Consider the following 26,245-nt stretch of genomic DNA (forward strand, 5'->3'; position numbering starts at 1 on the left):
ATGACCGCAGCGACGGGCGGGCGCTGGGGCGCCGCGATGCGGCTCGCGCTCGACCGGGCCCGGCTGGCCGTCGGCTCCGGGGACGTGCCGGTGGGGGCCGTCGTGCTCGACCCGGCCGGGGAGGTCGTGGCGGCCGCGGGCAACGAGCGCGAGCTCACGCAGGACCCGACCGCCCACGCCGAGGTGCTCGCGCTGCGGCGGGCGGCCGAGGCCGCGGGCACCTGGCGCCTGGACGGGCACACGCTGGTCGCGACGCTCGAGCCCTGCACCATGTGTGCGGGAGCCCTTGTGCTCGCGCGGGTCGAGCGGTGCGTGTTCGGCGCGTACGACCCCAAGGCAGGGGCGGTGGCGTCGCTGTTCGACGTGCTGCGCGACCCCCGGCTCAACCACCGCGTCGACGTGCGCGGCGGGATCATGGAGGCCGAGTGCTCGGCCGTCCTGCTCGACTTCTTCTCCGGCCACCGGAGGGTTGGGACGGATTAGCGTCGACCGAGCCGCCCGGGTACTCTCTTCGGCGGTGGCGTGTCTGAGCGGCCTAAAGAGCGCGCCTCGAAAGCGCGTGAAGTGAAAACTTCCGAGAGTTCAAATCTCTCCGCCACCGCCAGCAGGACCAGACGCCGGCGCCCTCCAGGGGGCGTCGGCGTCTGTCGTCCGTGCTGCCCGTCGCGCCGGGCCGTCGTCCTCCGACCGCTCAGGCGCGCGGGTCGACGTGGACCTTCGGGCCGGGGCCCGCACCGGCCGGGCGGGTGCCCGCGAGGACGTCGGCGACCTCCTCGAGCCCGACGGTCGCCGCGACGAGCGGTCGCGGGTCGACGCGGCCCTCGGCGAAGAGCCGGGCGGCACCCTCGAGCCCTCCGGAGGCGCTGAGGACACCGGTGACCGTCACGTCCTTGAGCACGACGGACCGGGAGTCGAGCCGGCTCTCGCGACCCGAGAGACCGACGAGCACGACGTGCCCGCCCGGCTCGACGAGCTCCACCGCGAGCGCGGGCAGGCGGGCGTCGTTCGACGCGTCGACCACGGCGTCGAACGCCACGCCGCGGTCCAGCGTCGCGCTGGTCCAGAGCTGCTCGAAGCCGAGGGTGGTCGCGAGCGCCCGGAACCGGTCGTCCGGGCCGAGCAGGTGGACCTCGGCGCCCTCGGCGCGGGCGACCTGCGCCACGAGCAGCCCGATGGTGCCCGGTCCGAGGACGAGCACCCGCGCGCCGGGCTCCAGGGCGGCCGCCCGGACGCTGCGCAGCGCGTTGCCGGCCGGCTCGACCAGGGCGCCGAGCACGGGGTCGAGCCCGTCCGGCAGGGCGACGAGGGCGGACGCGGGCACCGGGAGCTGCTCCGCCAGCGCCCCGGGCCAGCCGTTCCGGACCCCGATCTCGTGGCGGTCGGCGCACAGGTGCTGGCGCCCGGACGTGCAGCGCCGGCAGTGCCCGCAGCCGAGCATGGTGTCGCCCGTGACGCGGCGACCGAGCCAGGCGGCGTCCACGTCCGCACCGACGGCGCTGACGCGGCCGCACCACTCGTGCCCGAGGCGCAGCGGGTAGCGCGCCTCTCCGGTCTCGAGGTAGGCCATCTCGCCCGAGAACAGCTCGGCGTCGGTGCCGCACACGCCGGCGCGCTCGACGTCGACCACCACCAGCCCCGGGGCGGCCACGGGTGCCGGGACCTCCTGCACCTCGCCCCGCCCCGGCCCGGTGACGACGAACGCGCGCAAGACGGCCAGCCTCCTGTCGCCCCCGGAGGGGGTCGCTCAGGCCGAGACGGCCTGGCTCTGCCGCGCAGCCTCCCACACGTCGCCCCAGCCGGGCGCGAGCTCGGCCGCCCGACGGCAGGACAGCACCAGGCTCGCCTCCCGGGCGATGCCCTGCCCGGCGATGTCGAAGGCCGTGCCGTGGTCGACCGAGACCCGCACGACGGGCAGGCCGATGGTGATGTTGACGCCGTCGTCGCCGTAGACCGCCTTGAAGGGCGCGTGCCCCTGGTCGTGGTAGCAGGCGATGACCACGTTCCACTTGCCGCGCACGGCGGCGGGGATGAGCGCGTCGGCCGGGATCGGGCCGTGCGCGTTGATCCCGCGCGCGCGGGCCCGCTCGACGGCGGGGGCGAGGACGTCGGCGTCCTCGTCGCCGAAGATCCGGTTCTCACCGGCGTGGGGGTTGAGCCCGCACAGGCCGATGGCCTCGTCCGGCCGGCCGAGGGCGCGGGTGAAGGCCGACGCCAGGGTGAAGATGTCGTCGGTGCGCTCGGGCGTGGTGTCGGTGATCGCCCGCTCCAGCGAGACGTGCGCGGTGAGGTGGAAGAAGTAGAGGTCGCCGGCCGACAGGACGAGGCTGTAGTTGTCCACGCCGAACTCGTGCGCCAGCAGCTCGGTGTGGCCGGGCCACTTGTGCCCGCCGGCCTGCATCGCCGCCTTGTTGAGCGGCGCGGTGACGATGCCGTCCACCTGTCCCTCGCGCGCCAGGCGGCAGGCCTCGACGACGAAGCGGTACGCCCCGTCGCCGGCGACGGGGCTCAGCTCGCCCACGACGACGTCGGCGAGCGACGGCCCGGTCTGCCAGAGCTCGATGGTGCCGGGGTCGTTGCTGGTGGCCCGCGGGTCCTCGACGACCCGGACGGTGTCCGGGTCGAGCCCGGCGCGCACCGCTCCCGCCCGCATGGCGTCCGCGTCCCCGACGACGACGGGCACGCACACCTCGCGCAGCTCGGGGTGCAGCAGCAGCGTCTTGGCGGTGATCTCGGGCCCGATGCCGGCGACGTCGCCGAGGGTCAGGGCGAGCACGGGCAGGGGGGAGGTGTCGGTCATCGTGCTTCTTTCGGGGTCGGCCGGGGTCCGGCGTCGGGGTGGTCGGAGCCGGGGTGTGCCGGTGAGGGCGTGGGGTGGCGCAGGGTGCGGACGATCGCCTCGAGGGCCGACGCCACGCCGAAGCCCCCCGACTTGGTGACGAGCCGGAGCCCGTCGGCCGGCCCGCCGGTTAGGGAGCCCGTCGGGCAGCCGGGGACGGCGGCGCCGTCCACGTCGATGCCGTCCGCGTCGAGGAGGTCGAGGACGGCGGCGGCGCCGTCCCCGCCGACGAGGACCAGGGCGTCGTACGACCGCGTGGTCAGGGAGTCGGCCACCCGGGCGGCCAGGTCACGGGCGGCGACGACGGGGTCGCCCACCTCGGGGGCGGTGGTCAGCACGTCGACCCCGGCCTCTCCCCGGGCCCGCAGCCACCCGACCTGGTCGAGGGCGGCGGGGTGGAGCGAGCTCACGGCGACCAGCACCCGTCCGCCGACCGGGGCGGGCACGGGTCGGAGCCGGGGGACGGACCAGGCGCGGCCGAGCGCGGCGGCCAGGCCGCCCGATCCGACGACCACCAGCTCGGGGCCGAGGGCGTCGACCCGCCGGGCGAGGCGGTCGAGGTCGGTCTCGTCCCGGGCGTCGGCGACGAGGCGGGAGCCGGGCGCGCCGAGGAGGTGGCCGTCGACGTCGCGCACCGCGTCGCGGACGAGCCTCGAGAGGTGGCCGTCCTCCCGCGGGGTCACCGGGTCGAGCGCGGCCGCGGAGCGGGCGAGCGGCGACCCCGCCACGAGGACTTCCCCGGCCTCCACGGTCCGCCCCAGGGCGGGGAAGGCGGGGCAGACCACGGCCCGGGCTCCTGGCCGGTGACGTTCCCAGGCGGACAGGGCGCCGTCGACCTGGCCGGCCACCGAGCCGCGGACGGTCGAGTCGATCTTGACGTACAGACGCTCGGCCCCGGCGGCCACGAGCGCGTCGACGGCCTCGGCGGTCCGGACGGCCGCCTCGTCGTCGGAGGTCGCGCGGGTCGCGGTGCTGACCGCGAGCACGACGGGACCTGCGGCGACCGGCTGCCGGAGCCGGGTGGCACGGAGGGCGAGGACCGCCGTCCAGCCGGCGGCCGCGAACCCCACGGCCGAGTCGCCGGCCCCTGTGAGGTCGTCCGCCACGAGCCCGAGCACCGGGGGCCTCACAGCGACGCACCCCCGCAGACGACGAGCCGCTGGCCCGTGATGGACCGGCCGTCGGGCCCGAGCAGGAAGGCGACGAGCGCAGCGACCTCGGACGGTTCGACGAAGCGGCCGAGGCTGGGGACCTGCGGCGGTGTCCCGGAGCGGCCCGGGTCGTCGAGCATGGCCGTACGGGTCGGTCCGGGGGCGACCACGTTCACCGTGACCTGCCGCGGCGCCAGCTCGATCGCCCAGGAGCGACTCAGGGCCTCCTGGGCGGCCTTCGTCGCGGCGTACTGGCTCTTGCCGGCGGTGCCCACGCTCGTCCGGCTGCCGATGAGGACCACCCGTCCGCCGTCGGCCAGGCGTCCCGCCAGCGCGTCCACCAGCCGGCTCGGGACGTCGACGTGGAGCCGCCACATGGTCGCGAGCGCGTCGGGGTCCAGGGAGCCGAGCGGGGCGGACCTCAGGACCCCCGCCGCGTGCACCACGGCGTCCGGGTCCGGCGCCCGTGCGGCCACGGCGTCCACCGCCGCCGGGTCGAGCAGGTCGGCCTGCAGCCAGGTCAGGTGGGCCGACTCGAACGCGGGCCGGCGCCGGCTGATCCCCGTGACGGCCCAGCCGTCGTCGAGCAGGCGGCGCGCGACCGCCTCGCCGATCCCGGAGCTGACGCCGGTGACCACGGCGACGGGCCGGCCGCCCGCTTCGGCGAGCATCAGGCGTCCTGGCGCCAGCCCGCAGGGATGCGGACGTGCTTGATCGTCTGGCGGTGCCAGGTGTACGCCACGTCGAGGCTCCCGTCAGGCGCCTCGAGCACGGCGGGGTAGGAGAGCTCCCGGTTGAGCCGGTCCCGCGAGTTGTTGGTCAGGCAGAAGCCGTCGCCCTCGTCGAGGTCGCCGGCCACCTCGAAGGTCGCGCCGCCGTCGCTGGAGAACGCCAGGCTCAGCGGCGCCCGGGGCGCGCCCCAGAACGCCCGGCGCGCGCCCGGGTCCCGCTCGGGAGCGGTCGCCGCCACCAGCTGCCCCGGCTCGACCAGGCCGTCGTCGCCGATCTCGTCGTACAGGTTCTCGCGGCGCCCGGTGGCGTCCTCCCGGCTCGCGTGGTTGTAGACCAGCGCCAGCCGGCCGTCGGCCAGGCGCTGCTGCTGGATCGAGGAGTTGTTGTTAGGCAGCGCGGTCGGCGCGGGGACCGACCAGGTCTCGCCGTCGTCGTCGGAGCGGCTCTCGTAGACGTGGTCGGCCCAGCGGCTGCGGAACAGCGCGTGCAGGCTCCCGTCGCTCAGCTCGACCGGGTTCATGTGGACGCACCCGGTGCTGCCGGGGACGGCGACCTCGCGCCACGTCGTGCCCTCGTCGTCGGAGATCATCACCGAGCTCGTGTCGTCGTCGCCGGACCAGGCCTGGCCCGGGACCCGCGCGCACCGGAACACGGGGAGCAGCCACCGTCCCGAGGCCGTCACGAGGACCGGCTGACGCACGAAGACGCCGCCCTGCTCGTCGGCGGCGAAGAGGGTCTCGGCCTCGCCCCAGGTGGCGCCGTCGTCGTCCGACAGCCGGCGCCGGACCTCGGCCGTGTCCTGGTGGCCCGCGCGCTGGGCGGTGTACAGGAGCCACAGCCGCCCGGTCGGGGTCCGGAACAGCACCGGGTTCTGCTCCGAGCGCGTGCCGTCGTCGCTCAGCCGGACCGGTTCGCTCCAGCGCTCGGCGCCGTCGGCGAGACGCGAGAACCAGACCGAGACGTCGCCGACGCCCTCCTGCGTCCCGCCGAACCACACCAGGCCCAGGTCGCCGTTCCCGAGCCGGTGCAGCATCGCCGCGTGGCTCTGCACGGTCGCGGTCGCCAGGTAGGCGTCCTGGCGGCCCGTGCCCGGTCCCGGCCGTAGCCGACCGTCGAACAGCTCCGGGGGGACGGTCGCGACGACCCCGGCCTGGTCGGCGTAGCGCGACGTCATCGCCGCTCCCGCGCGGCGTCCAGGTGACCGCGGGCCACCGCCTCGAGGTGCGTCAGGTCGGAGGCGACCGTCACGAGCCGGAACCCCGCCTCGAGCCGCTGCCGCGCCACGTCGCCGGACGGGGTGTGGATCCCGGGGACGACCCCGCTGGCCTGCGCCGCGGCGAGGACGCGACCGATCGCCGCCTCGAGCTCGGCGGCCTTGGCCGGGTCGCCCGGCCGTGCCGCACCGACGGCGAGAGCCAGGTCGGACGGGCCGATGTAGAGGCCGTCGAGGCCCGGGGTCGCGGCGATCTCCTCGACGTTCGCGAGGCCCTGAGGGGTCTCGATCATGGCGAGGACGACCACGCTCTCGTTCGCGTCGACCGGGTCCGGCCCGACCCGGAGGGCCGAGCGCATCGGCCCGTACGACCGGATGCCCGTGGGCGGGTACTTGGCGGCGGCCACGGCCGCCGCCGCGTCCTGCGCCGTGTTGACCAGGGGGACGATCACGCCGGCGGCACCCGCGTCGAGGGCCTTGCCGATCGGGGTCGGGAGGTTGGCCTCCACGCGGACGAGGCCGACCGCCTGACCGGCGGCGTCGACCGCGGTCAGCCCGCCGAGCATCCCCGAGTAGCCGATCAGCCCGTGCTGCAGGTCCAGGGCGACGTAGTCGTAGCCCGTCCGGGCCAGCCGCTCGGTCCCGACCGGGTTGTCGGTGACGACCCAGTAGCCCAGGACGGGGTCGCCGGACCGGAGGCGACGGGCGAACTCTGCTGCGGTGCTCATGCTCGGGTGTGCTCCTGCTCAGCGGTTGTATGCGGGCATCGAGCCCGCCAGGGTGGTGCCGACCTCGTCGCACGCGGCGACGACGTCGGCGGGGAGGGGGCCGCGGGCCGCGGCGGCGATGTTGGCCTCGAGCTGCGCCGGTCTCGAACCGCCCAGCAGCACCGCGGCCACCAGCGGACGGTGCAGCAGCCAGCGCAGCGCGAGCTCGGGCAGCCCGACGCCGGCGTCGCCGGCGATCGTGGTCAGGGCGTCGACCGCATCGAAGACGGTCCTGTTCCAGTAGCGCTGCCGGTACATCGCCGCCAGCGCGGAGCTGCCGAAGCGGCCCTCGCCGGGGTCGTCGTCGAAGCGGTGGCGGCCCGTCAGGAGGCCCCCGCCGAGCGGGTTGTAGACGATCGTCGCGACCTGGTGCGTCGCGGCGAACTCGGCGTACTCGTCCTCGACCCGACGGGCGAGCAGGTTGTAGAGCTGCTGGGCGATCACCGGGCGGGGCGCGCCGGTCTGCTCGCACGCGACGGCGACGTCGCCGACCTGCCAGGCGGCGTAGTTCGAGACGCCGACCGCGCGGACCATGCCGGCGTCGACCACCTCGGCGAGCGCCCGGGCGGTCTCCTCCAACGGCACCGATCGGTCGGGCTGGTGCAGGTAGAAGAGGTCGACGTGGTCCGTTCCCAGGCGTCGCAGGCTCGCCTCGAGCGATGCCCGCAGACCGGCGCGGGAGAGCAGCGGGTGCCCTCCGGCGTCACCGGGGTAGATGCCGGCCTTGGTCGCCAGCAGCACCCGGTCGCGGCGGCCACGCAGGATCTCGCCGAGCATCGTCTCGCTGCGGCCCGCCGCGTACCCGTTGGCGGTGTCGATCGAGGTGACGCCGGCGTCGAGGGCGACGTCGACCATGGCGCGGGCGCCGTCGAGGTCGACGGTGTCGCCGAACGTCATCGTGCCCAGCGCCAGCTCGGGCAGCGCGGCGGGCAGCCCGGCCAGGTCGGTGGTCCTCACGCGGTCACCGCCCCGGTGCGCTCGGCGCTCCGCGCCGCGGCGACGGCGCGGACGACCTCGCGCGGCTTGCGCCCGTGCATCAGCGCGGGCTCCAGGGCGGAACGGCGGAGCCGGCGCGTGTACGGCTCGGCCGGCTCGGACAGCACCTGCTGAGTCGTGCCGCGCTCGACGACCCGGCCCTTGCGGAGGACGACCACCTCGTCGGAGATCGCCTGGACCACGCCGAGGTTGTGCGAGATGAAGAGGTAGGTGAGCCCGTGCTCGGCCCGCAGGTCGGCGAGGATCTGCAGGACCTGCGCCTGCACGGACACGTCGAGCGCGCTGGTGGCCTCGTCGAGCACGAGCAGGTCGGGGTCGGAGGCGAGGGCGCGCGCGATCCCGATGCGCTGGCGCTGGCCGCCGCTGAACTCGTGCGGCTTGCGCTGCAGCGCGCTGGACGGCAGGCCGACCTGGTCCAGCAGCGCGGCGGCCCGCGCGCGCCGCTTCGAGGCGTCGCGCTGCCCGCGCACCGCCATCGGCTCGGCGACGACCTGCTCGGCGGTCAGGTGCGGGTCGAGCGAGCCGTACGGGTCCTGGAAGACCATCTGGATGCGGTGCCGCAGCGGTCGGAGCCGGCGCTCGGGCAGCGTGGCGAGGTCGGTGCCGTCGAAGACCATCGACCCGGCGGAGGGCTTGACCAGTCGGACGAGGGCTCGCGCGATCGTGGACTTGCCGGAGCCCGACTCCCCGACGACCGCGACGCAACCGCCGCGCGGGACGGAGAAGGACACGTCGTCGACGGCGCGGAAGCTCTCCCGGTCGCGGCGGTACTCGACGACGAGGCCCGACACGTCGAGCAGCGGAGCGGCGACGGTGGTTCCGCCCGGCTCGGCAGGTCCATTCGGCGTCGTCACAGGAGCTCAGCCCCGGTGGCGGTCTGCGCGCTCGACGCCGGCTCGCGCGCCGTCAGGTCGTGAGGCAGCGGCGGGTCGGGGGGTGTCGGCTCCGGTGCCGTGGGCACCGGCGCTGCGCCGCCGCCGGTCGTGGCCTCGGCGTCGTGCCACGGCCCGAGCTCGGGGATCGCGGCGAGCAGCGCCTGCGTGTACTCGTGCTGCGGGCGGTCGACGACCTGCTCGACCGGACCGCCCTCGACGAAGACGCCCCGGCGCATGACGTGCACGCGGTCGCTCATCAGCCGGGCGACCCCGAGGTCGTGAGTGATCAGCAGCATCGCGACGCCCGTCCTCTCCTGCAGCTCGAGCAGCAGGTCGAGGATCCCCGCCTGCACGGTGACGTCGAGGGCCGACGTCGGCTCGTCGGCCACGATCAGCTGCGGCTCGGCCCCGATGGCGGCCGCGATGAGGATGCGCTGGAGCATCCCGCCCGACAGCTCGTGGGGGTAGGAGCGCATCCGCTTCTCGGGGGCGTCGATGTGCACCTGGTGCATGAGCTCCACGGCGCGGGCCCGCGCAGCGGCCTTGTCGAGCCCGGGCTGCGCCCGGCGGATCGACTCGGCCAGCTGGGCCCCGACCGTGGAGATCGGGTTCAGTGCCGTCATCGGGTCCTGGGGGATCAGGCCGACGGCGCGGCCGCGGAGGGCCCCGAGGTGCTTGCGGGTGCCGACCACGTCGTTACCGACGATGCTCGCCGTCCCCGAGATCACGGCCAGGTCGTCCGGCAGGAGACGGAGCAACGACATGGCGGTGGTCGACTTGCCCGAGCCGGACTCGCCGATGATCGTCACCGTCTCGCCCGGCTCGATCCGCAGGCTCACGCCGTCGACGGCCCGCACGATCCCGGCCGGGGTCATCAGCTCGACGACGAGGTCGTCCACCTCCACCACGGCGCTCATGCCTGCGCCGCCTTGGTGCGCCGGGTGCGGTCGCGCAGGCCGTCGCCGAGGAGGTTGACGCCCACGACGAGCAGCGCGATCGCCACGCCGGGAAGCGTGACCAGCCACCAGGTGCCGATGACGAAGAGCTCGCGGCCGTCGGAGATGATCCCGCCCCACGTCGGGTACGGACGCTGGACGCCGGCGCCGAGGAAGCTCAGCGCGCTCTCCAGCAGCACCGCCTGGGCGAGCAGCAGGAGCACGACGACCAGCACCTGCGGGAGGATGTTGGGGATGATGTGCCGCAGGACGATCAGCGGACGACTCAGCCCCAGCACCTGGGCCGCGGCGACGTAGGGCTTCTCGCGCTCCACGAGCACCAGGGCCCGGGTGAGGCGGGCCGGTTCCGGCCACTGGGCGATGGCGATCACCAGCGTGATGACCGGTACCGACGGCCCGAAGAGGGCGACGACGAGCAGCAGCATGAGCAGCAGCGGCAGGGACATCTGCGCCTCGAGGGCGCGAGAGACGAGGACGTCGACCCAGCCGCCGTAGTAGCCGGCGAGCGAGCCCGCCACCACGCCGATCAGTCCCGACAGGACGATCGCGAGCACGCCGATGAGGAGGCTCGTCTGGCCGCCGTGCAGGATCCGTGAGAGCAGGTCGCGCCCGTTCGGGTCGGTGCCCAGCAGGTGCCCGGGGGAGAGCGGCGGCAGGGAGCTGTCCGTGAGGACGCCCTTCACGGGATCGGGCAGCGGGAGGACCCCGGCGAGCAGGACGGGCAGCACCACGACGGCGGCGCAGACCGCCCCGATCCACATCTTGATCGTGCTGTGCCGGGCGCGACGCGCTGCGGCGGAGCCCCGGAGTTGACGGGGCGTGACGGCCGAGGGCCGGCCGAGGTCGGCTGCTGTCAGCTGCTGAGCCATCAGCGGGCTCCCCTTCCCAGACGGACCCGCGGGTCGAGCAGCGGGTAGAGCAGGTCGACCCCGAGCTGGACGACCAGCGCGAGCAGGACGGTGACGAGAACGGTCGCCTGGATCACCGGCAGGTCGCGGCGTTCCAGGGCGTCGACGACGAGCGAACCCACGCCCGGCCACTGGAACACCACCTCGACGATCACGACGCCGTTGAGCATGGCCGCGAAGCGGGTGCCAAGCGCGGTCACGACCGGGATGGCCGAGTTGGCGAAGGCGTAGCGCCACGTGAGCCGCGGTTCGCTCGCCCCGCGGGAGCGGGCGATCGTCACGTACGGGGCGGCGAGGTTGGTGCTCATCTCCCGGCGCACCAGCCGGGAGATGAGGGCGACCTGCAGGATCACGATCGTCGCCGTGGGCAGGATCAGCGAGGACAGCGAGGTGAAGCCCGACGGTGGCAGCACCTGCAGGTTGACCGCGAACACGATCAGGAGCACGAAGCCGATCCAGAAGTCCGGCATCGACTGGCCCGCGATGGTCGCGATGTTGGCCCCCAGCTCGCCCGCCGTGTTGGCCCGACGAGCCATCCAGATGCCGAGCGGGATCGCCAGCAGGGCGGTCACGACGATCGCGGCGACCGCGAGGGTGATCGTGAACGGCAGCCGCTGCATGACGACGTCGAGCGCCGGCTCGCGGAACTGGAACGACTGGCCCACGTCGCCCTGCAGCAGGTGGGACAGGAACGTCCCGTACTGGGTGATCAGAGGCTTGTCGAGGCCGAACTCGGCCCGGATGACGTCGAGCTGGGCCGCCGTCGGGTTCGGCGGGGCGTAGCTCACGGCCGGGTCCCCGGGCGCGAGCCGGAGCAGCAGGAAGACGATCGTCACCGTGACCCAGGCGGTCAGCAGCGTCTGCCCGATCCGTTTCAGCAGGTAGAGGGCCATCGGTCAGTCGGAGACGCGGACCGTCGAGAGGTCGTAGAAGTTGCCCGGCGACAGGTCGAGGGTGGTCACGCGCTTGCGGTGCGCCAGCAGGTTGTTCGGCGTCCAGGCCCACATGGCCGGCCAGAGCGCCCAGATCTTCTCCTGCGCGGTCTTCAGCAGGGCGTCGCGCTTCGCCTGGTCGGCCTCCGAGCCGGCCTGGTCGAGCAGGTCGGTGACCTCGGGGACGACGAAGCCCTGGTAGGTGTCGCGCGTCTTCTCCTTGGCCGCCGTCCCGCCGTACTGCCCGATGAGGTTGGTGATGGCCAGCCCCGTCTGGTTGCCGTAGCCGTTGGCCAGGACGTCCCAGTCGCCGGACTCGCCCCGGCGCCAGCCGTTGATGTCGCCGCCCTTGGGGATCTGCTTGAGCGTGACCTTGACCCCGACCGCGTCGAGCATCTGCCCGACCGCCTCCAGCACGCGCGACGCCCCGGCGAACTCGGAGTCCTCCCAGATGAAGGTCAGGTCGAGGTCCGCGACGCCCTCCGCGGCGAGCATCGACTTCGCCTTGTCCGGGTCGAAGGTGTACTCGCCGGTCTGGGCGTAGCCGCTGAGGGTGGTCGGGACCACGCCGGTCGCCGACGTCACCTGACCAGCCATCAGCGAGCCGATGAGCGAGTCGTGGTCGACCGCGTGGCTCAGCGCCTCACGCACCGCGGGCCTGCTCAGCGGGTGCGACGACGGCTTGCGGAAGTTGTAGAAGAGGTGGATCAGGCGCGTGCCCTTGGTCTGGATGACCTCGATGTCCTGCTTGGTCTGCAGGCTCGCCGCCGACTCCGGGGTGATGGTGTCGATGACGTCGGTCTGGCCCGAGGTGATCGCGATGACCCGCGCGCCCTCGTCCTCCTGGTAGGCCACGTTCACCTCGGCCAGCAGGGCCTTCTCGCCCCAGTAGTTCTCGTTGCGGACCAGCTTGTACGTGCCGGTGCCCGAGTCGGCGGCCGCGACGGTGAAGGGCCCGGAGCCGATGCCCTCGCGCAGCTCCTCCGCCTTGTTCGCCGCGGCCGGGGTGATGAGGATGTTCGACATCAGCGCGTCGAGGGTCACCAGCGGCTTGGCGGTGGTCAGCGTGAAGGAGCGGTCGCCGGTCTTCGTCAGCTTGGGCTGCTCGGAGAACTGCGAGGCCACGTAACCGGCGGACACCTGGAAGTAGAGCTTGAGGGCGGTGTCGACGTCCTCCACGGTCACGGGCGAGTTGTCCGAGTAGTGGATGTCGTCACGCAGCTCGACGGTCCAGGTGGTCGGGCCGGTCTGCTCGAAGGACTTGGCCAGCACGAGCTCGGGCTTGAGGTCCAGCCCGATGCGGGTGAGGGCCTGCCGCACGGCCCGCTGCACGGTGACCGCGGCGTCGTACTGGTTGAGCTTGTTGTCCAGGCTGACCAGGTTGCGGTTCAGCATGATGCTGATCGAGCCGCCGGCGCCCCCGGAGCTCCCGGACGAGGAGGTGCTGCTGCTCTGCGGCCCGGCGCAGGCGGCGAGCGTGGGTCCGAGGGCGACTCCTGCGCCGAGGATCCCGGCCAGCTGCAGCAGCGAACGGCGGGACACGTTGCGCGTGGCGACGGAGACGTCTCCGCCGGCCAGTGAGATGTCGTCAGTCATCGAACTTCCTCCTTGAAGTCTCCGGGCACCCCCGGTCCGAGCGGGCGATGCTCGCGGCGGGACCAGGACTATCACCGTTTGCGCGTTGTGCGCAAGAGGTTGCTGAGAAACTGCGTCAAGCGCGCATGGGGAAGGGGATCGTACGCGTGGCTGGCGGCGCCTCGTCACCCGGGATACAGTGCCCGGGACCTGCCTGAGCAGCGGTTCCTGTCCCTTCGGCACGAGGAGAGCCCCGATGACGTCGGCTCGACGAGGACCTCATGTTCCTGCGCAGATCGCGCAGATCTTCCCGGAAGAAGCCCGTTGATGGGTCGCACCCGGTCGGAGGAGCGGCGCGAGGAGATCCTGGCGCTGGCCCTGTCGCACGGCCTGGCCAGCGTGGACGACCTCTCCGCCCGGATGGGCGTCACCCCCTCGACGATCCGGCGCGACCTCGCCGTCCTGACGTCGCGCGGTCAGCTCGCCCGGACCTACGGCGGCGCGCTCAGCCTCGAGCCGCACCCCGAGTCCTCCCTCCGCCAGCGGCTGGGGGAGGCGCACGAGGCGAAGCGGGCGATCGCGGCGTGGGCGGCCGGGCAGGTGACGGACGGCGAGACGGTGGTCCTCGACGGCGGGTCGACCGCCGCGGCGCTGGCCGAGGAGCTCAGGTCCTTCGAGCGGCTGACCGTGGCGACGATCGGGCTGACGTCGCTCGAGGCGCTGGCCGACGCCGACCACCTCGAGGTGGTGCTGCTCGGAGGGCGGCTGCGGCACCCGAGCCAGAGCTTCGTCGGGCCCGTCACCGAGGCGGCGCTCGACCGGATGAGCTTCGACCGCGCCTTCCTCGGGGCCGACGGGGTGCGTGCCGACCGCGGCATCTGCGAGAAGGACCTGGAGCAGACCCGGCTGAAGGAGCTGATGATGAGCCGGGCCGACCACGTCTACGTCCTCGCCCACGGGGCCAAGCTCGGCCATGCCCCCTTCCACGCGTGGGCGTTGCTCCCCCCGCGCTGGACCCTGGTGACCGACGCGTCGGCCGACGCGGCCCAGCTCCGAGCGTTCGAGGCCGTGGGCGCCGAGTGCGTCGTGGTCGAGGTCGGCGAGCAGGCCGTGCCGGCCTGACCGTCAGGCGCCCGTGACGTCCCTGGCCGCGTGCGTGGCGACGAGCTCGACGACGGAGACGCCCTTCTTCTGCGTGCTGCCGCCGTCGGAGAGGGCGGCGACGAGCAGCGGGTGACCCTCGTGCTCGACGCGGCCGACGCTGGTCACGGCCCACCCGCCGGTCCGCGGCAGCCAGCCGTTCTTCACGAAGGCGTGCGTGTCGCCGCGCGAGTCGGCGGCCGTGACGCCCCAGTCCTGGTCGGTCGCGACCCCGCCCATGAGCGACTGCACGTACTTCCGGGACTCCGCGGTGAGCGGGGAGTCGTCGGTGAACACGACCTGGAGCAGGCGCAGCTGGTCGGCCGTCGTCGTGGTCGTCGCGCCCCAGCGGCCCTGCGTGCCGCCCTTCGTCTGCGTCAGCCCGAAGGTCGTGTTGGCCGCGGCCAGCCCCTTCTCCTTGCCGATGGCCTTCCACAGCGTGGTGGCCGCGCCGTTGCTGCTCTGGCGGATCATCCGGCTCGCGACCTCCTTCTGCCCGCTGGTGAGCCTGCCCTGCTCCTGCAGCAGCAGGGTGGCGAGGATGTCGACCTTGACGATGCTCGCCGTGGCGAAGGCGTGGTCGGTGTCGCCGTACGCGGTGGTGCGCCCGGTCGAGAGGTCGGAGACGACGACGGCCAGGTGCCCGTCCTCGGCCGCGTGCCAGTCGCTGACCGCGTCGGCGACGACGGCGGCGGGTGCGGGCGGCGGGGCGGGTGCCGGAGCGGGCGCCGACGCCGCGACGACAGCCGGGAGCGCCGCGTCCGAGCGGTCGAGCAGCTGCACGACGGTGTTCACGAGGGCCACGGCCAGCATCAGGATGGTGAAGGCGCGCAGGCGCCGGAAGCCCAGCGAGGGCAGCGGGGCTGGCGCGGTCCGGACCGACATGACCGCACCGTAGGACCGAGGACCGACAGGAACCTCGCGGCACGCCGGTGCCTCGAGGGCCGCTGCGCGCTTGGCCGCCCACGTAGGGTGCTGGTCTTCTCTCGGCCGTCTCGTCCGTTGCACGCCCGTAGCCCGGGTCCGGAAGGATGGCGGCATGATCGACCTCGACGTCATCCTCCTCGTGGGTGCCGTCGTGCTGATCGTGGCCATCCTCGCCGCCCGCCTCGGGTCCGGCTTCGGCCTCCCGTCGCTGCTGCTGTTCCTCGGGCTCGGCATGCTGCTGGGCACCGACGGGCCCGGCGGCCTCGCCTTCGACGACGCCGACCTGGCGCACGCGCTCGGCTTCGCCGCGCTGGTGCTGATCCTGGCCGAGGGCGGTCTCACCACCAAGTGGAGCGAGATCAGACCGGTCATCGGCCCGGCCCTGGTGCTGGCGACCATCGGCATCGTCGTCAGCGTCGGCGCCGTCACCGCGTTCGGCTACTACGTCCTCGGCCTCGACATCTGGGTCGCGGTCCTGCTGGGCGCGGTGATCTCGCCGACCGACGCGGCCGCGGTCTTCTCGGTGCTCCGCCGGGTGCCGATCCCGTACCGGATCAGGGGCATGCTCGAGGCCGAGTCCGGCCTGAACGACGCCCCCACCGTCCTGCTCGTCACGCTCGCCAGCGGTCTGGCCGCCGGCCACGAGGCCGAGGGGGGTCCGCTGCTCGTCGGCACGCTGGTCGTGCTCGAGCTGGTCGGCGGCGTGGTGACCGGCGCGGTGATGGGCTGGATCGGCGTGCAGATCCTGCGCCGGGTCGCCCTGCCCTCCTCGGGGCTCTACCCGCTCGCCACGCTCGGCTGGGCCGTGCTCGCGTACGGCATCACCTCGACCGCGCACGCGAGCGGTTTCGCCGCGGTCTACGTCTGCGCGGTGCTGCTCGGCAACGCCCAGCTGCCGCACCGCGCGGCGATGCGCTCCTTCGTCGAGGGGATCGGCTGGATCGCCCAGATCGGGCTGTTCGTGATGCTCGGGCTGCTGGCGACGCCGAGCCGGGTGACCCTCGAGGCCGCGCTGGTCGGGGTGGCGGCCGGGCTCTTCGTGACGTTCGTGGCGCGGCCGCTGTCGGTCTGGGTGAGCCTGCGGTGGTTCAAGGTGCCGCTGCGGGAGCAGGCGTTCCTGTCCTGGGCCGGGCTGCGCGGTGCCGTGCCCATCGTCCTGGCCACGGTCCCGCTCGCGGACGGGATCGACGACGGGCTGTTCTTCTTCGACGTCGTGCTGGTCTTCGTCGTGGTGTTCACCTGCCTGCAGGCGCCGACCCTGCCCTTCCTCGCGCGTCGGCTCGGCCTGATCGACGACCGCGCCGCCCGGGACGTGGAGGTCGAGGCCGCGCCGCTGGACCAGATCGCCGCCGACCTCCTGCAGGTGCGGGTCCCGACGGGCTCGCGGCTGGCGGGGATGGAGGTGAGCGAGCTGAGGCTGCCGGTCAACACGGTCGTCTCGCTGATCATCCGGGACGCCTCGCCCTTCAACCCGGGCTCCGGCGAGCGCATCAAGGTCGGCGACGAGCTGCTGATCGTGACGCCGGCGGCCAGCCGTGCGCTCGCCGAGGAGCGGCTGCACGACCTGGCGCAGGGCGGCCGGCTCGCCCGCTGGCGCCGCGCACGGCCCGCCTCCTCCTGAGCCGCCCGACCGCGGTCCGCGAGACGGGAGCCGTACGGGTCGAGGGTCAGGCGGGCGTCGGGGACGCCGAGACGGTCTCGGGCGCGGGCAGGCAGACGGTGCCGGACTCGACCGCGAGGGTCGTCTTGGCGCTCTTGTTGAACCCGCCGTACTTGTTGCCCACGAGCACGTCGACCGAGTGGTCGGCGCGGCCGTCGGCCCGTACGGTCGCGCCCTTGAAGAAGCGCTTGGTCAGCTGGACCTCGGGGTCGTTCTCCCCGGCGCCGACGATGACGGTCTCGTCGATCTTCTCGATCGTGTTCGCCGTGCCGCTGACCTTGAAGCCCTTGCCCCGCAGCGAGCGGCTGACGTTGGCGGCCAGCCCCCGGCTGTTGCCGCCGTTGAACACCTTCACCGAGACCTGCGAGCTCGCCAGCTGGCCCTTGGGCAGCGTCTGCTGCACGCACGGCGTGGGTGGCGGCGGGGGCACCGGCGCGATGACGTTGGTGTAGCCCCAGTACGCCGCGTACACGAGCGCCGCGAGCAGCACGATGAGGGTCACGGGGGTGCGGATGACCCGGAAGATCCGACCGATCACCGCAGCGAGCTCCTCAAGGTGTCTCGACGAGCGTGCCGCGTCGCACCCCGTCGGGTCGCCGCGCTGGTCCGGTCACCGTGACCGAGGCCTCCCGAGCGGCTGAGCGCGAAGCCTAACCCGCGGCGCGGGCCGTCGGCCCCACCCGCAGAGGTCCCCGTGTCACCGCAGCTCAAGGACCCGGGCGTGCATCGTCTGCCGCTGCTGGAGCGCTGCGCGGAGGGCGCGGTGCAGGCCGTCCTCCAGGTAGTACTCGCCGCGCCAGGACACGACGTGCGCGAAGAGGTCGCCGTAGAAGGTGGAGTCCTCCTCGAGCAGGGCCTCGAGGTCGAGCGTGCGCTTGGTGGTCACCAGCTGGTCCAGACGCACCTGGTGCGGCGCGATGGCCGCCCACTGCTTCTGGACGTAGCTGTGGTCGGGGTAGGGGCGACTGTCCCCGACGCGCTTGAAAATCACGGCGTCAGCGTAGTCAACGAACCTCTCGGGGCGCGAAAGCGCCTCGTTACGATTCGGTCTATGACCTCGGCTCCCGGCTACGTCCCGCCGACCGCGTCGGGGGCGCCCGCAACCCCGGCGCCCGCCACGACGGAGACCGCCGCTCCGCCACCACCACCGCCGCTGAGCGAGGCCGGGCAGGCGATCGCGAAGGGCTACACCTTCGACGAGCCCTCCATCCAGCTCGGCGTGCTGGTGGAGGACGACACCCCCAAGCCGGACGCGCAGGTCCGCATCCCGCTGAGCATGCTGAACCGCCACGGCCTGGTCGCCGGCGCCACCGGTACCGGCAAGACGAAGACCCTGCAGCTCATGGCCGAGCAGATCTCGGCCGCCGGCGTGCCGGTCTTCGCCGCCGACATCAAGGGCGACCTGTCGGGCGTCGCCTCGCCGGGCCAGCCGAGCGACAAGCTCAGCGCCCGTACGGCGAAGCTCGGCCAGGACTGGCACCCGCAGGCGTGCCCGACCGAATTCTTCTCCCTCGGCGGGCAGGGCATCGGCGTCCCGCTGCGGGCGACGATGAGCTCGTTCGGCCCGACGCTGCTGTCGAAGGTGCTCGGCCTCAACGACGTGCAGGAGTCCTCGCTCGGGCTCGTCTTCCACTACGCCGACACCCAGGGCCTGCCGCTGCTCGACCTGAAGGACCTGCGTGCCGTCCTCACCCACCTGACCAGCGACGAGGGCAAGGCCGAGCTGAAGAGCATCGGCGGGCTCAGCGCGGCCACCGTCGGGGTCATCCTGCGCTCGCTGGTCACCTTCTCCGACCAGGGCGCCGACGCCTTCTTCGGCGAGCCGGAGTTCGACACCGCCGACCTCCTGCGCGTGACCGGCGACGGGCGCGGCGTGGTGTCGCTGCTCGAGCTGCCGAACCTCCAGGACCGCCCGGCCGTCTTCTCGACCTTCCTCATGTGGCTGCTCGCGGACCTGTTCCACGACCTGCCCGAGGTCGGCGACGTCGACAAGCCCAAGCTCGTCTTCTTCTTCGACGAGGCGCACCTGCTGTTCGCCGACGCGTCCAAGGCGTTCCTCACCGCGATCGCGCAGACCGTACGGCTCATCCGCTCCAAGGGCGTCGGCATCTTCTTCGTGACGCAGACGCCAAAGGACGTGCCGGACGACGTCCTCGCCCAGCTCGGGTCGCGCGTGCAGCACCAGCTGCGCGCCCACACGCCGAACGACGCCAAGGCGCTCAAGCAGACCGTCGCGACCTTCCCCAGGTCGGGCTACGACCTGGCCGAGGTGCTGCAGCAGCTCGGCATCGGCGAGGCGATCGTCACCGTCATGGACCCCGACGGCGCGCCGACGCCGGTCGCCTGGACGCGGATGATCGCGCCGCAGTCGCTGATGGCACCCACGCCGGAGGACGTGCTCCGCCCGGGGGTGGCGATGTCGTCGCTGATGGGCAAGTACGGCCAGGCGATCGACCGGGACTCGGCGCAGGAGATGCTCGCCCGCAAGCTCGAGGCGGGCGCGGCGGCCGCCGCGGCGGAGCAGCAGCGGGCCGACGAGGCGAAGCGGGCGCAGGAGGCCGCGGAGCAGCAGGCGAAGGACGACGCCCGGGCGCGGACCGAGGCCGAGCGGGCCGAGCGGTCGGCGCGGTCGAGCCAGCCGCGCGCCTCGTCGCGGCGCCAGGAGAAGGGGATGGTCGAGCAGATCGCCGGCTCGACGGTGTTCCGGCAGTTCGCGCGCTCGGCCGGGCGCGAGATCGTGCGCGGCCTGTTCGGGGCGGCGCGCCGGCGCTAGGCCGGGTGCCCCGACGCGTGCGGCCCGGGTCGTCCGAGGTGGACGACCCGGGCCTCCCGGGTGGCGGGCTCAGCGGACCCCGGCGACCAGCCGGGGCAGGCCGACGCGGCGCAGGAGGCCGCGGGGCCGAGTCGGGCCCGGTCGTGGCGGGGCCGCGGACCGGGACGGTTCGGGTCGCTCCGCCGGCCGGACGTCGAGCGCGAGGTGGTCGTACGCGCGCAGGGGCAGGCCGTAGGTGCAGAGGGTGGACACGGGCAGGTGGGACATGGCGGTTCCTCGGGTTGAGGGCGCGCCTGGGCCTCGGTCCGGGCGCGCGGGGACGACCCGGCGCCGGGCGTGCGCCGGCCAGGGTCAGGGGTGGAGGGGCGACCAGGGCGGTCGCGGGTGCACGGTGGGCGTCAGGCGCCCGGGCGGTGCCGGGTCAGTCCCGGCAGGAGCCGAGCAGGGACGCCGGAGCCGTACGGGTGACGTGCGCGTCTCGCGCGGGGGTCATCGGCATGCGGGGTCTCACCTCCTCGTCCTCGGGGTGACGCTCTCGGCGTCGACGAGGACGTTAGGGCGACGCGGCGGTCGGCGGCAACGCAATTAACGCCCCGTCGACGCAGAAGGGAGCGGATCCGGCACCAGGACGGTGCCGGATCCACTCCCTCGTCGCGGTCGGGTGCGGTCCTAGAGGGCGACGCCGAACCAGAAGAGCGCGAACTCGCGGTAGAAGCGCAGGCCGATCGCGGTCAGCACCACGAGGTACCAGACGGCGACCACCGTGACGGTGTACGGGCGCAGCCGCGTGCCCAGCCGTTCGAGCCCGGCGCCGAGGCGGCCGTGCGCCGCGTTGTCGAGCGTGACCGCGACGGTCAGGGGGATCGTCACCGCCCAGACGAGCATGCACCACAGGCAGAGCGCGCCGATGACGTAGAGCGACTGGGTCTGCAGCCAGGTGATGAAGACGGCGGCCAGCAGCACGCCGACCTGCAGCCCGCGGTGGAAGAACCGCGGCAGCGCGACGCCGGAGGTCCGCAGGACGCCCGCGGTCAGCACCACCGAGAAGCCGATGATGCCGAGCAGCGGGTTGGGGAAGCCGAAGAGCGCGCCGGCCCGGGACTCCATGACCGGCCCGCAGGCGATGAACGGGCTGAGGTTGCAGGCCAGCTGCGTGTTCGGGTCCTCGAGCAGGCGGAAGCGGTCGATCGTCAGCACCATCGCCGCCAGCAGCCCGAGGGCGCCGGCGACGACCATGAGCACGCCGACGCCCCGCCCCGAGGAGGGGGCGGGGTCGTCGGCGGTCTCGTCCTCGACCTCCGGGTCGACGAGGGCCGCGCGGGCCTCGCGCTCAGGCACTGGCCAGGGCGTTGACGCGGTCGGTGAGGGCCTGGCCGGAAAGGGTGTCGGTCTGCTGCCCGTTGATGAACATCGTCGGCGTCCCCTTGACCCCGGCCTTGACCGACGCGGCGGTGTTGTCGCCGATCCAGTCGCGGTAGGTCCCGTCGGTGATGCAGCTGCGCGTCGCGTCGCCGGCCCCGCTCGAGGTCGCGAACGAGGCGAACTGGCTCGCGGACCAGCCGTCGGTCTGGGCGCTGTGGTTGGCGTAGAGCGAGGCGTTGAACGCCGGCCAGATGCTCGGGTCGTGGACCGCGACGCACGCGGACGCGCTGCCGGCCTCGGTGCCGTAGTCGGTGACGATCTGGATGTTGTGGTAGGTCACGGCGAGCTTGCCGGAGGCCACGAGGTCGGAGATCGCGGCGTTGTTCGTCGCCTCGAACTCCTGGCAGTGCGGGCAGGAGTAGTCGACCCAGAGGTCCATCGTCACCTTGGCGTCGGTGCTGCCGACGCGGACGCCGTTCGCCGCCTGGCTGCCGCCGATCGCCAGCGGCACCTGGCTCCCGCCGCCGCCGATCGAGGTGGTTCCCGAGAACGACGGGCCGCCGCCGGAGGCGCCGGCCGCCGTCGAGTCGCCGCGACGCCCGACGAGGACGGCGGTGGCGATGATCGCGACGACCACGACGGCCACGCCGCCGATGATCGCGACCTGGGTGAGGGCGCGCCGGCGCTTCGCGCGGGCGAGCGCGGCCTGCTGGGCCGCGCGGGCCTGGCGTCGACGGTCCGAGGCGGCGGGGTCGTGCCGGCCGCCCTGCTTGGTGCTGGCGGTCTTCGCCATCTCAGTCCTCCTGCTGCTTGTTGGCGGCGCTCGCGCGCCGGTTGAGCCGGATCGCCCCGGCGATGACGATCACGCCGGCCACGATCCACGCCCACGACGGGATGAGCGGGTCGCGCCGGGCGGCGTCGGCCGGGGCCGGCGTCGCCGCCGGGGTGCTGGCCGGTGCGCCGGACGGGGTCGCGCCCGCCGAGGCGCCGGTCGCGGCGCCCTCCGCGGTGAAGGCGAAGCGCCCGGAGACCGGGTGCCCGTCGTCGGAGGTGACCCGCCACTCCACGGAGTAACGACCGGCGGGGGCCTGGGGTTGCACGGTCTGGACGACGTCGTCGCCCTGGATCCGCGCGTCGCCGGAGGAGACGGAGCCGTCGGGGCCGGTGACGACCACCTGGAGGCCGAGGTCGACGGGCGGCTCCTCGAAGGTCAGGACGACCTCGGCGGGCGGCTGCGCGAGGGTGGCGCCGTCGGCCGGGTTGCTGGACCGGAGCTCGTCGTGGGCGTACGCGGGCGCCGTCAGCCCGAGGGCGAGGACGAGGCCCGCCCCGAGCGCGGCGAGCAGGCGGCGTCCGGGCGGGGCGGTGCTGGACAGGGTGGAGCGGGGCATGGAGGGGTCCTTCGAGACGTGGCAGTCGGGTGACGCCGGCAGCGGGCTGCGGGCGGAGGCCGGTCCCCGCGGGGACGGCCTGGCTTTGGCTGGGCCGGTCAGGCGAAGGAGAGCGGGGGGCCGCGTGGCGTCTGCGGCCGGGGCGCGCGTCGCAGCAGCGCGCGGACGAGGGCGGTCGTAGCCGGACGCGGCCGGCGACGGCTGGGGCGGGCGAGGGGACCGGTGTACGCGGCCCGGACGGCCCGGACGGCCCAGGCCCAGCACCAGGCCTCGCCGCGGGACAGGAGCCAGGCCGTGCCGAGCGTGGCGACGACGTGCCCGACGAACATCGGCCAGGCGTAGCCCATCGGGCCCATGCCGTGCGTGGGCATGCAGGTCAGCGTCGTCATGGCGTGGTGCGCCGCCTGCACGGGGCTGCACCCGCCGGCGGCGGCCGCGGCCCCGTCGAAGAGCACGTGCAGGGCGACCTGCTGCGGGACCAGGGCGGCCAGCAGCACGGGCAGGCGTACGCGCCGTCGGGTCAGCACCAGCGAGACGAGGCCGAGGACGAAGGCGGCGACGCCCAGCACGCCCGGACCCGGCAGCGAACCACCACCCGACAGGTGCGCGGCCGTGGCCAGCAGCAGCGAACCGCCGCCGAGCAGCCCGACCCGCAGCGCGCGGGCCCGGCCGCTCACTGCTCGGGCTTCCGCTGCGGCGTCCCCGCCTGGCCGGACATCGCCGAGAGCCGGGCGTTGTACGCCTTGAGCTCGGCGTCGTCGTCGCGGTCGGCCTGACGGTCGAGGCGCTTGCTGGTCTGCCGGTCGCTGCGCAGCCAGCCGGCGAGCAGGGCGACGCCCAGCGCGAGGGACGGCAGGTCGCCGGCGCCCCACGCGATCGCGCCGCCGCGCTGCTGGTCGGCGAGGAGGGCGGTGGTGTCGGTGCGGCCGAGCGCGGCCCACCACTCGGGCGCCAGCAGCGCCGAGCCCGACATCAGCGCGATGCCGAAGAAGGCGTGGAAGGCGAGCGTGACGAGCAGGATCAGCAGCCGGAAGGGGTACGGCGGGCGCTTGGGCCCGGGGTCGATCCCGACGAGCGCCCAGATGAAGAGGTAGCCGGTGAGCAGGAAGTGCGCCGTCATGAGCACGTGGCCGGTGTGCGTCGCCAGGGCCAGGCCGAAGAGCGGGGTGTAGTAGAAGACCGTGAGCCCGCCGGTGAAGAGCACGGCGGCGACGACCGGGTTGCCGAGGAAGGTCAGGACCTTGGCGTGCACGAGGCGCAGCAGCACCTCCCGCGGGCCGAAGCTGCGGTCGCGGCGTGCGTCCAGCGCCCGCAGCGCCAGCGTGACCGGCGCGCCGAAGACGAGCAGGAACGGCACGAGCACCATCAGGGCCATGTGCTGCACCATGTGCAGGCTGAAGCCGAGCCGGCCGTAGACGCCCGGGCCGCCGCTGGTCACGTAGACCAGCGCGACGCAGCCCAGCGTCCAGAAGAGGGTCCGCTGCACGGGCCAGCGGTCGCCGCGTCGCATCAGCTTGACCGCGCCGGCCGCGTACAGCCCGACCATGAGCAGCGCGACGACGAGCCAGAGCAGCTCGGGGTAGAAGGCCGTGAGGTAGCGCCCGACGGTGAACGGCGGGGGCTCGGGGTAGCCGAGCAGCGAGGCGACGCGGTCCGTGCCGGACGCCTCGGCGGTCTCGGGGACGGGCGGCGCCGAGCGGGACAGCGCGACGGCCAGGCCGACGGTCGCACCCATGACGACGAGCTCCACCGCGGCGATCCGGGCGAAGGCCGACCGGTCGGTGCCCAGCCGGGGGATGGCCCGGCGGCGGTGCAGGTAGCCGGCGACGCCCAGGAGCCCGAGCGCGACGACCTTGGCGACGACGAGCAGCCCGTACGGCGTGGCCAGGTTGGCGACCGAGCCCACGCGCAGGGCGGCGTTCACGACGCCGGACACGGCGACGAGCACGAAGCAGGCGCCAGCGAGCATCGAGTAGCGCCGGACCACGGCCTCCTGCTGGTCGCCGAGCCGGCGGCCGACGAGCACGAGGGCGACGAGCCCGCCGACCCAGAGCACGGCCCCGACCAGGTGGATGGCGAGGCTGTCGACCGCGTTCATGTGGTCGTCGGAGCCGGCGGCGTGGCCGACGAGGGAGAGCGGGAGGACGGCGAGCAGCGAGAACGCGGCCGCCCAGGCGACGGCGACCACCCGCGTGGCGAGGGTGCAGAGCACGGCGACGAGCAGGACCAGCAGCAGGCTGACCAGCAGCGCGCGGCCCAGCTCGAGCTGGGCGGTGAAGGAGAAGAGGACGACGCTGAAGCCCGAGGCCGTGGGGGAGAAGCCCGCGACGTCGGCGGCGGTCAGGACCAGCACGACGAGCCCGGCGCCGGCCCAGACGAGCGAGGCCACCGTGGCCGCGCGGACCATGGTCCGGCGCGGGCCGGCGAGGCTGTCCACCGACTTGCCGGCGGCGGGAGCGACGAAGAAGGCGGCGAGCACGAGCAGCCCCACCGTGGCTGACGCTGCGAGGTCGTGGACCGCGCGGGCGGCCGGGAGGCCGTAGCGGGTGAGCGCGCCCGGGTCGAGCAGCCCGCCACCGGGCGCGGCGAGCGAGCCGGTCACCCCGAGCAGCACCAGGCTGACGACGACCGCGACGGCGCCCGCCGTCACCACCACCAGGCGCCCGGACGTCGGACGGTCCTGCTCGCGGCGCTCGACGCGTGCCGCCGTGGTCGTGGCCATCAGCGCGGACCCGTCAGGGCGCGTCGGCGCGTACGCCGCTGCCCCAGCCGTCCGTCCGCGCCCACCAGGCCAGTGTAGGAACCTCCACCGCCCGGGCACCGCGCTGCGGACGAGCGTTGCGCCACGTCCGCTCATCGCTAGGGTCGGGCCGTGGCCGAGCACCGCTACGAGACCCGGCTGAGCTGGGCCGACCCGGCCGGCACGGTCGACGTGCGCTCGTACACCCGCGAGCACGAGGTCGTCGCGCCCGGGCGCGCGGTGCTGGTGGGGACGGCGGACAAGCCGTTCCGCGGCGACCCCGCCCTGTGGAACCCCGAGCTGCTGCTGCTCGCCGCGCTCTCGGGCTGCCACCTGCTCTCCTACCTCTCCTTCTGCGCGCGGGCGGGCGTCGTGGTGACGTCGTACGCCGACGCCGCGAGCGGCGCGATGCGCCAGGAGGGGATGGGCGGCCGCTTCACCGAGGTCGTCCTGCGCCCCGAGGTCGTCGTCGCCGACGCCTCGATGCTCCAGCAGGCCGAGGCGCTCCACGCCCCGGCCCACGACGCGTGCTTCATCGCGTCATCGGTGAACTTCCCCGTCCGGCACGCAGCGACGGTCCTCGTCGCCGGTGCTGGCCGCGACGCAGGTGGCAGAGAGGTCGGCAGATGAGCAGCTGGGACGACGCGGCACCGGTGCTGGAGGCCTTCGAGGCCGCCGCGGGCGCCTTCACGGGCCTGGTCGGCCGGATCGACGGCGGGTGGGACCGGCCGGGGCTCGGTCGCTGGGACCTGCGGGCGCTCGTCGGGCACACGGCCCGCGCGCTCGTCACGGTCACCACCTACCTCGACCGGCCCGCCGAGCGGGAGGACCTGACCTCGGCGGCGGCGTACGTCGGGCTGACCGGCACGGCCGACGTCGACGCCGACGCCGTGAACGCCCGTGGGGTCGCCGCGGGCGCCGAGCTGGGCGACGACCCGTACGCCTGGGTGACCGAGGCGGCCGAGCGTGCGGTCGCCCGCGTCCGCGCCGCGGACCCCGAGCAGCTGCTGCAGACGATCGGCGGCGGGATGCGGCTGCGCACCTACCTGCCGACGCGGACCTTCGAGCTCGTGGTGCACGGCCTCGACGTCGCCACGGCGACGAGCCTCGACCTGGAGGCACCGCCGGCCGCCCTCCGTGAGGCCGCCGGCCTGGCCACCGAGGTCGTCCTGCAGCGCGGGCGCGGCAGCGACCTCCTGCTCACCCTCACCGGCCGGGCCGACTGGCCGGCCGACCTCGTCGTGGTTCGGTAGCCCGATCCCCAAGGGCTGCGCGGTTCCCGGACACGATCCCTGAGCCGGTCAGAACCCA

Annotated in this window: 27 protein-coding genes and 1 tRNA gene; 7 read left to right on the forward strand and 21 right to left on the reverse strand. The window is 74.1% G+C overall.

The genetic code is table 11. The features are described from left to right. The first annotated feature begins 36 nt into the window (after positions 1–36). Together BLU42_RS18680 and BLU42_RS18685 are read left to right on the forward strand one after the other, a co-directional pair. A complete protein-coding gene (locus BLU42_RS18680) occupies positions 37–483 on the forward strand; it encodes a nucleoside deaminase (RefSeq protein WP_197680840.1) in 447 nt (148 codons plus the stop codon). A gap of 33 nt (positions 484–516) precedes the next feature. Further along, positions 517–604: transfer RNA gene (locus tag BLU42_RS18685), tRNA-Ser, on the forward strand. An 87-nt stretch (positions 605–691) separates the two neighbouring features. Here the strand turns inward: BLU42_RS18685 and BLU42_RS18690 are convergent. The 12 genes from BLU42_RS18690 to BLU42_RS18745 are packed head-to-tail and all read right to left on the reverse strand — an operon-like array spanning position 692 to position 12,962. Next, entirely contained in the window at positions 692–1,708 is a 1,017-nt protein-coding gene (locus BLU42_RS18690) for a zinc-dependent alcohol dehydrogenase (protein ID WP_197680512.1), read from the reverse strand. A 36-nt stretch (positions 1,709–1,744) separates the two neighbouring features. Further along, on the reverse strand, positions 1,745–2,797 hold the full coding sequence (pdxA, locus tag BLU42_RS18695; protein WP_091078014.1) for a 4-hydroxythreonine-4-phosphate dehydrogenase PdxA: 1,053 nt from the start codon (positions 2,795–2,797) through the stop codon (positions 1,745–1,747). Continuing rightward, positions 2,794–3,966, reverse strand: coding sequence for a four-carbon acid sugar kinase family protein (locus BLU42_RS20940; protein ID WP_172825829.1), 1,173 nt, complete (start codon positions 3,964–3,966; stop codon positions 2,794–2,796). The genes pdxA and BLU42_RS20940 overlap by 4 nt, the downstream gene beginning before the upstream one ends. Further along, entirely contained in the window at positions 3,963–4,658 is a 696-nt protein-coding gene (locus tag BLU42_RS18705) for an SDR family NAD(P)-dependent oxidoreductase (RefSeq protein WP_091078023.1), read from the reverse strand. The genes BLU42_RS20940 and BLU42_RS18705 overlap by 4 nt, the downstream gene beginning before the upstream one ends. Beyond that, positions 4,658–5,893, reverse strand: a complete 1,236-nt coding sequence (locus tag BLU42_RS18710; protein ID WP_091078026.1) for a sialidase family protein — start codon at positions 5,891–5,893, stop codon at positions 4,658–4,660. Before BLU42_RS18710 ends, BLU42_RS18705 begins: the two co-directional genes overlap by 1 nt. Further along, complete coding sequence (locus BLU42_RS18715) at positions 5,890–6,660, reverse strand: HpcH/HpaI aldolase family protein (RefSeq protein WP_091078030.1); 771 nt, start codon at positions 6,658–6,660, stop codon at positions 5,890–5,892. The genes BLU42_RS18710 and BLU42_RS18715 overlap by 4 nt, the downstream gene beginning before the upstream one ends. Before the next feature lie 18 nt (positions 6,661–6,678). Next, positions 6,679–7,656 (reverse strand): aldo/keto reductase, encoded by a 978-nt coding sequence (locus tag BLU42_RS18720; RefSeq protein ID WP_231918296.1) that lies wholly within the window; start codon positions 7,654–7,656, stop codon positions 6,679–6,681. Beyond that, complete coding sequence (locus tag BLU42_RS18725) at positions 7,653–8,486, reverse strand: ATP-binding cassette domain-containing protein (RefSeq protein WP_197680513.1); 834 nt, start codon at positions 8,484–8,486, stop codon at positions 7,653–7,655. Before BLU42_RS18725 ends, BLU42_RS18720 begins: the two co-directional genes overlap by 4 nt. A gap of 59 nt (positions 8,487–8,545) precedes the next feature. Beyond that, complete coding sequence (locus BLU42_RS18730; protein ID WP_091078036.1) at positions 8,546–9,487, reverse strand: ABC transporter ATP-binding protein; 942 nt, start codon at positions 9,485–9,487, stop codon at positions 8,546–8,548. Continuing rightward, the gene (locus BLU42_RS18735) at positions 9,484–10,395 is read right to left on the reverse strand and encodes an ABC transporter permease (RefSeq protein ID WP_091078040.1); all 912 of its coding nucleotides are present in this window, start codon (positions 10,393–10,395) and stop codon (positions 9,484–9,486) included. The genes BLU42_RS18730 and BLU42_RS18735 overlap by 4 nt, the downstream gene beginning before the upstream one ends. Further along, entirely contained in the window at positions 10,395–11,327 is a 933-nt protein-coding gene (locus BLU42_RS18740; RefSeq protein ID WP_091078044.1) for an ABC transporter permease, read from the reverse strand. The genes BLU42_RS18735 and BLU42_RS18740 overlap by 1 nt, the downstream gene beginning before the upstream one ends. Before the next feature lie 3 nt (positions 11,328–11,330). Then, positions 11,331–12,962: an ABC transporter substrate-binding protein gene (locus BLU42_RS18745; protein ID WP_091078047.1), complete on the reverse strand. Its 1,632-nt coding sequence runs from the start codon at positions 12,960–12,962 to the stop codon at positions 11,331–11,333. 306 nt (positions 12,963–13,268) lie between these two features. On the opposite strand from BLU42_RS18745, the gene BLU42_RS18750 reads away from it, so the two are divergent. Further along, entirely contained in the window at positions 13,269–14,063 is a 795-nt protein-coding gene (locus BLU42_RS18750; RefSeq protein WP_091078051.1) for a DeoR/GlpR family DNA-binding transcription regulator, read from the forward strand. Between the two features lie 3 nt (positions 14,064–14,066). Here BLU42_RS18750 and BLU42_RS18755 read toward each other — a convergent pair whose 3' ends face one another. Continuing rightward, on the reverse strand, positions 14,067–14,966 hold the full coding sequence (locus BLU42_RS18755; RefSeq protein WP_091078054.1) for a serine hydrolase: 900 nt from the start codon (positions 14,964–14,966) through the stop codon (positions 14,067–14,069). A gap of 154 nt (positions 14,967–15,120) precedes the next feature. On the opposite strand from BLU42_RS18755, the gene BLU42_RS18760 reads away from it, so the two are divergent. Beyond that, positions 15,121–16,629, forward strand: a complete 1,509-nt coding sequence (locus tag BLU42_RS18760) for a potassium/proton antiporter (protein ID WP_091078058.1) — start codon at positions 15,121–15,123, stop codon at positions 16,627–16,629. Between the two features lie 46 nt (positions 16,630–16,675). On the opposite strand, the gene BLU42_RS18765 is transcribed toward BLU42_RS18760, so the two are convergent. Beyond that, on the reverse strand, positions 16,676–17,206 hold the full coding sequence (locus tag BLU42_RS18765) for a LytR C-terminal domain-containing protein (protein ID WP_091078061.1): 531 nt from the start codon (positions 17,204–17,206) through the stop codon (positions 16,676–16,678). Positions 17,207–17,365: 159 nt separating this feature from the next. Further along, positions 17,366–17,659, reverse strand: coding sequence for a type II toxin-antitoxin system VapB family antitoxin (locus tag BLU42_RS18770; RefSeq protein ID WP_091078065.1), 294 nt, complete (start codon positions 17,657–17,659; stop codon positions 17,366–17,368). 60 nt (positions 17,660–17,719) lie between these two features. On the opposite strand from BLU42_RS18770, the gene BLU42_RS18775 reads away from it, so the two are divergent. After that, positions 17,720–19,441, forward strand: coding sequence for a helicase HerA-like domain-containing protein (locus tag BLU42_RS18775; RefSeq protein WP_091078068.1), 1,722 nt, complete (start codon positions 17,720–17,722; stop codon positions 19,439–19,441). A gap of 69 nt (positions 19,442–19,510) precedes the next feature. Here BLU42_RS18775 and BLU42_RS18780 read toward each other — a convergent pair whose 3' ends face one another. From BLU42_RS18780 to BLU42_RS18805, 6 genes are all read right to left on the reverse strand, one after another. Continuing rightward, the gene (locus BLU42_RS18780) at positions 19,511–19,708 is read right to left on the reverse strand and encodes a hypothetical protein (protein ID WP_091078070.1); all 198 of its coding nucleotides are present in this window, start codon (positions 19,706–19,708) and stop codon (positions 19,511–19,513) included. A 402-nt stretch (positions 19,709–20,110) separates the two neighbouring features. Next, positions 20,111–20,779: a vitamin K epoxide reductase family protein gene (locus BLU42_RS18785; RefSeq protein ID WP_197680514.1), complete on the reverse strand. Its 669-nt coding sequence runs from the start codon at positions 20,777–20,779 to the stop codon at positions 20,111–20,113. Then, positions 20,772–21,596, reverse strand: a complete 825-nt coding sequence (locus BLU42_RS18790) for a DsbA family protein (protein ID WP_091078074.1) — start codon at positions 21,594–21,596, stop codon at positions 20,772–20,774. Before BLU42_RS18790 ends, BLU42_RS18785 begins: the two co-directional genes overlap by 8 nt. A 1-nt stretch (position 21,597) precedes the next feature. After that, entirely contained in the window at positions 21,598–22,194 is a 597-nt protein-coding gene (locus BLU42_RS18795) for a copper resistance CopC family protein (protein ID WP_091078078.1), read from the reverse strand. A 98-nt stretch (positions 22,195–22,292) separates the two neighbouring features. Then, positions 22,293–22,871, reverse strand: a complete 579-nt coding sequence (locus BLU42_RS18800) for a hypothetical protein (RefSeq protein WP_091078082.1) — start codon at positions 22,869–22,871, stop codon at positions 22,293–22,295. Further along, positions 22,868–24,916, reverse strand: a complete 2,049-nt coding sequence (locus tag BLU42_RS18805; protein ID WP_197680515.1) for a cytochrome c oxidase assembly protein — start codon at positions 24,914–24,916, stop codon at positions 22,868–22,870. The genes BLU42_RS18800 and BLU42_RS18805 overlap by 4 nt, the downstream gene beginning before the upstream one ends. A gap of 150 nt (positions 24,917–25,066) precedes the next feature. Here BLU42_RS18805 and BLU42_RS18810 point away from each other — a divergent pair, with 150 nt between their 5' ends. Together BLU42_RS18810 and BLU42_RS18815 are read left to right on the forward strand one after the other, a co-directional pair. Next, positions 25,067–25,564, forward strand: coding sequence for an OsmC family protein (locus tag BLU42_RS18810; protein ID WP_091078088.1), 498 nt, complete (start codon positions 25,067–25,069; stop codon positions 25,562–25,564). Beyond that, a complete protein-coding gene (locus tag BLU42_RS18815) occupies positions 25,561–26,187 on the forward strand; it encodes a maleylpyruvate isomerase N-terminal domain-containing protein (protein WP_091078092.1) in 627 nt (208 codons plus the stop codon). Before BLU42_RS18810 ends, BLU42_RS18815 begins: the two co-directional genes overlap by 4 nt. Positions 26,188–26,245 lie beyond the last annotated feature (58 nt).

Origin of the sequence: Microlunatus sagamiharensis, from assembly GCF_900105785.1 — a bacterium.
GTDB lineage: Bacteria > Actinomycetota > Actinomycetes > Propionibacteriales > Propionibacteriaceae > Microlunatus > Microlunatus sagamiharensis.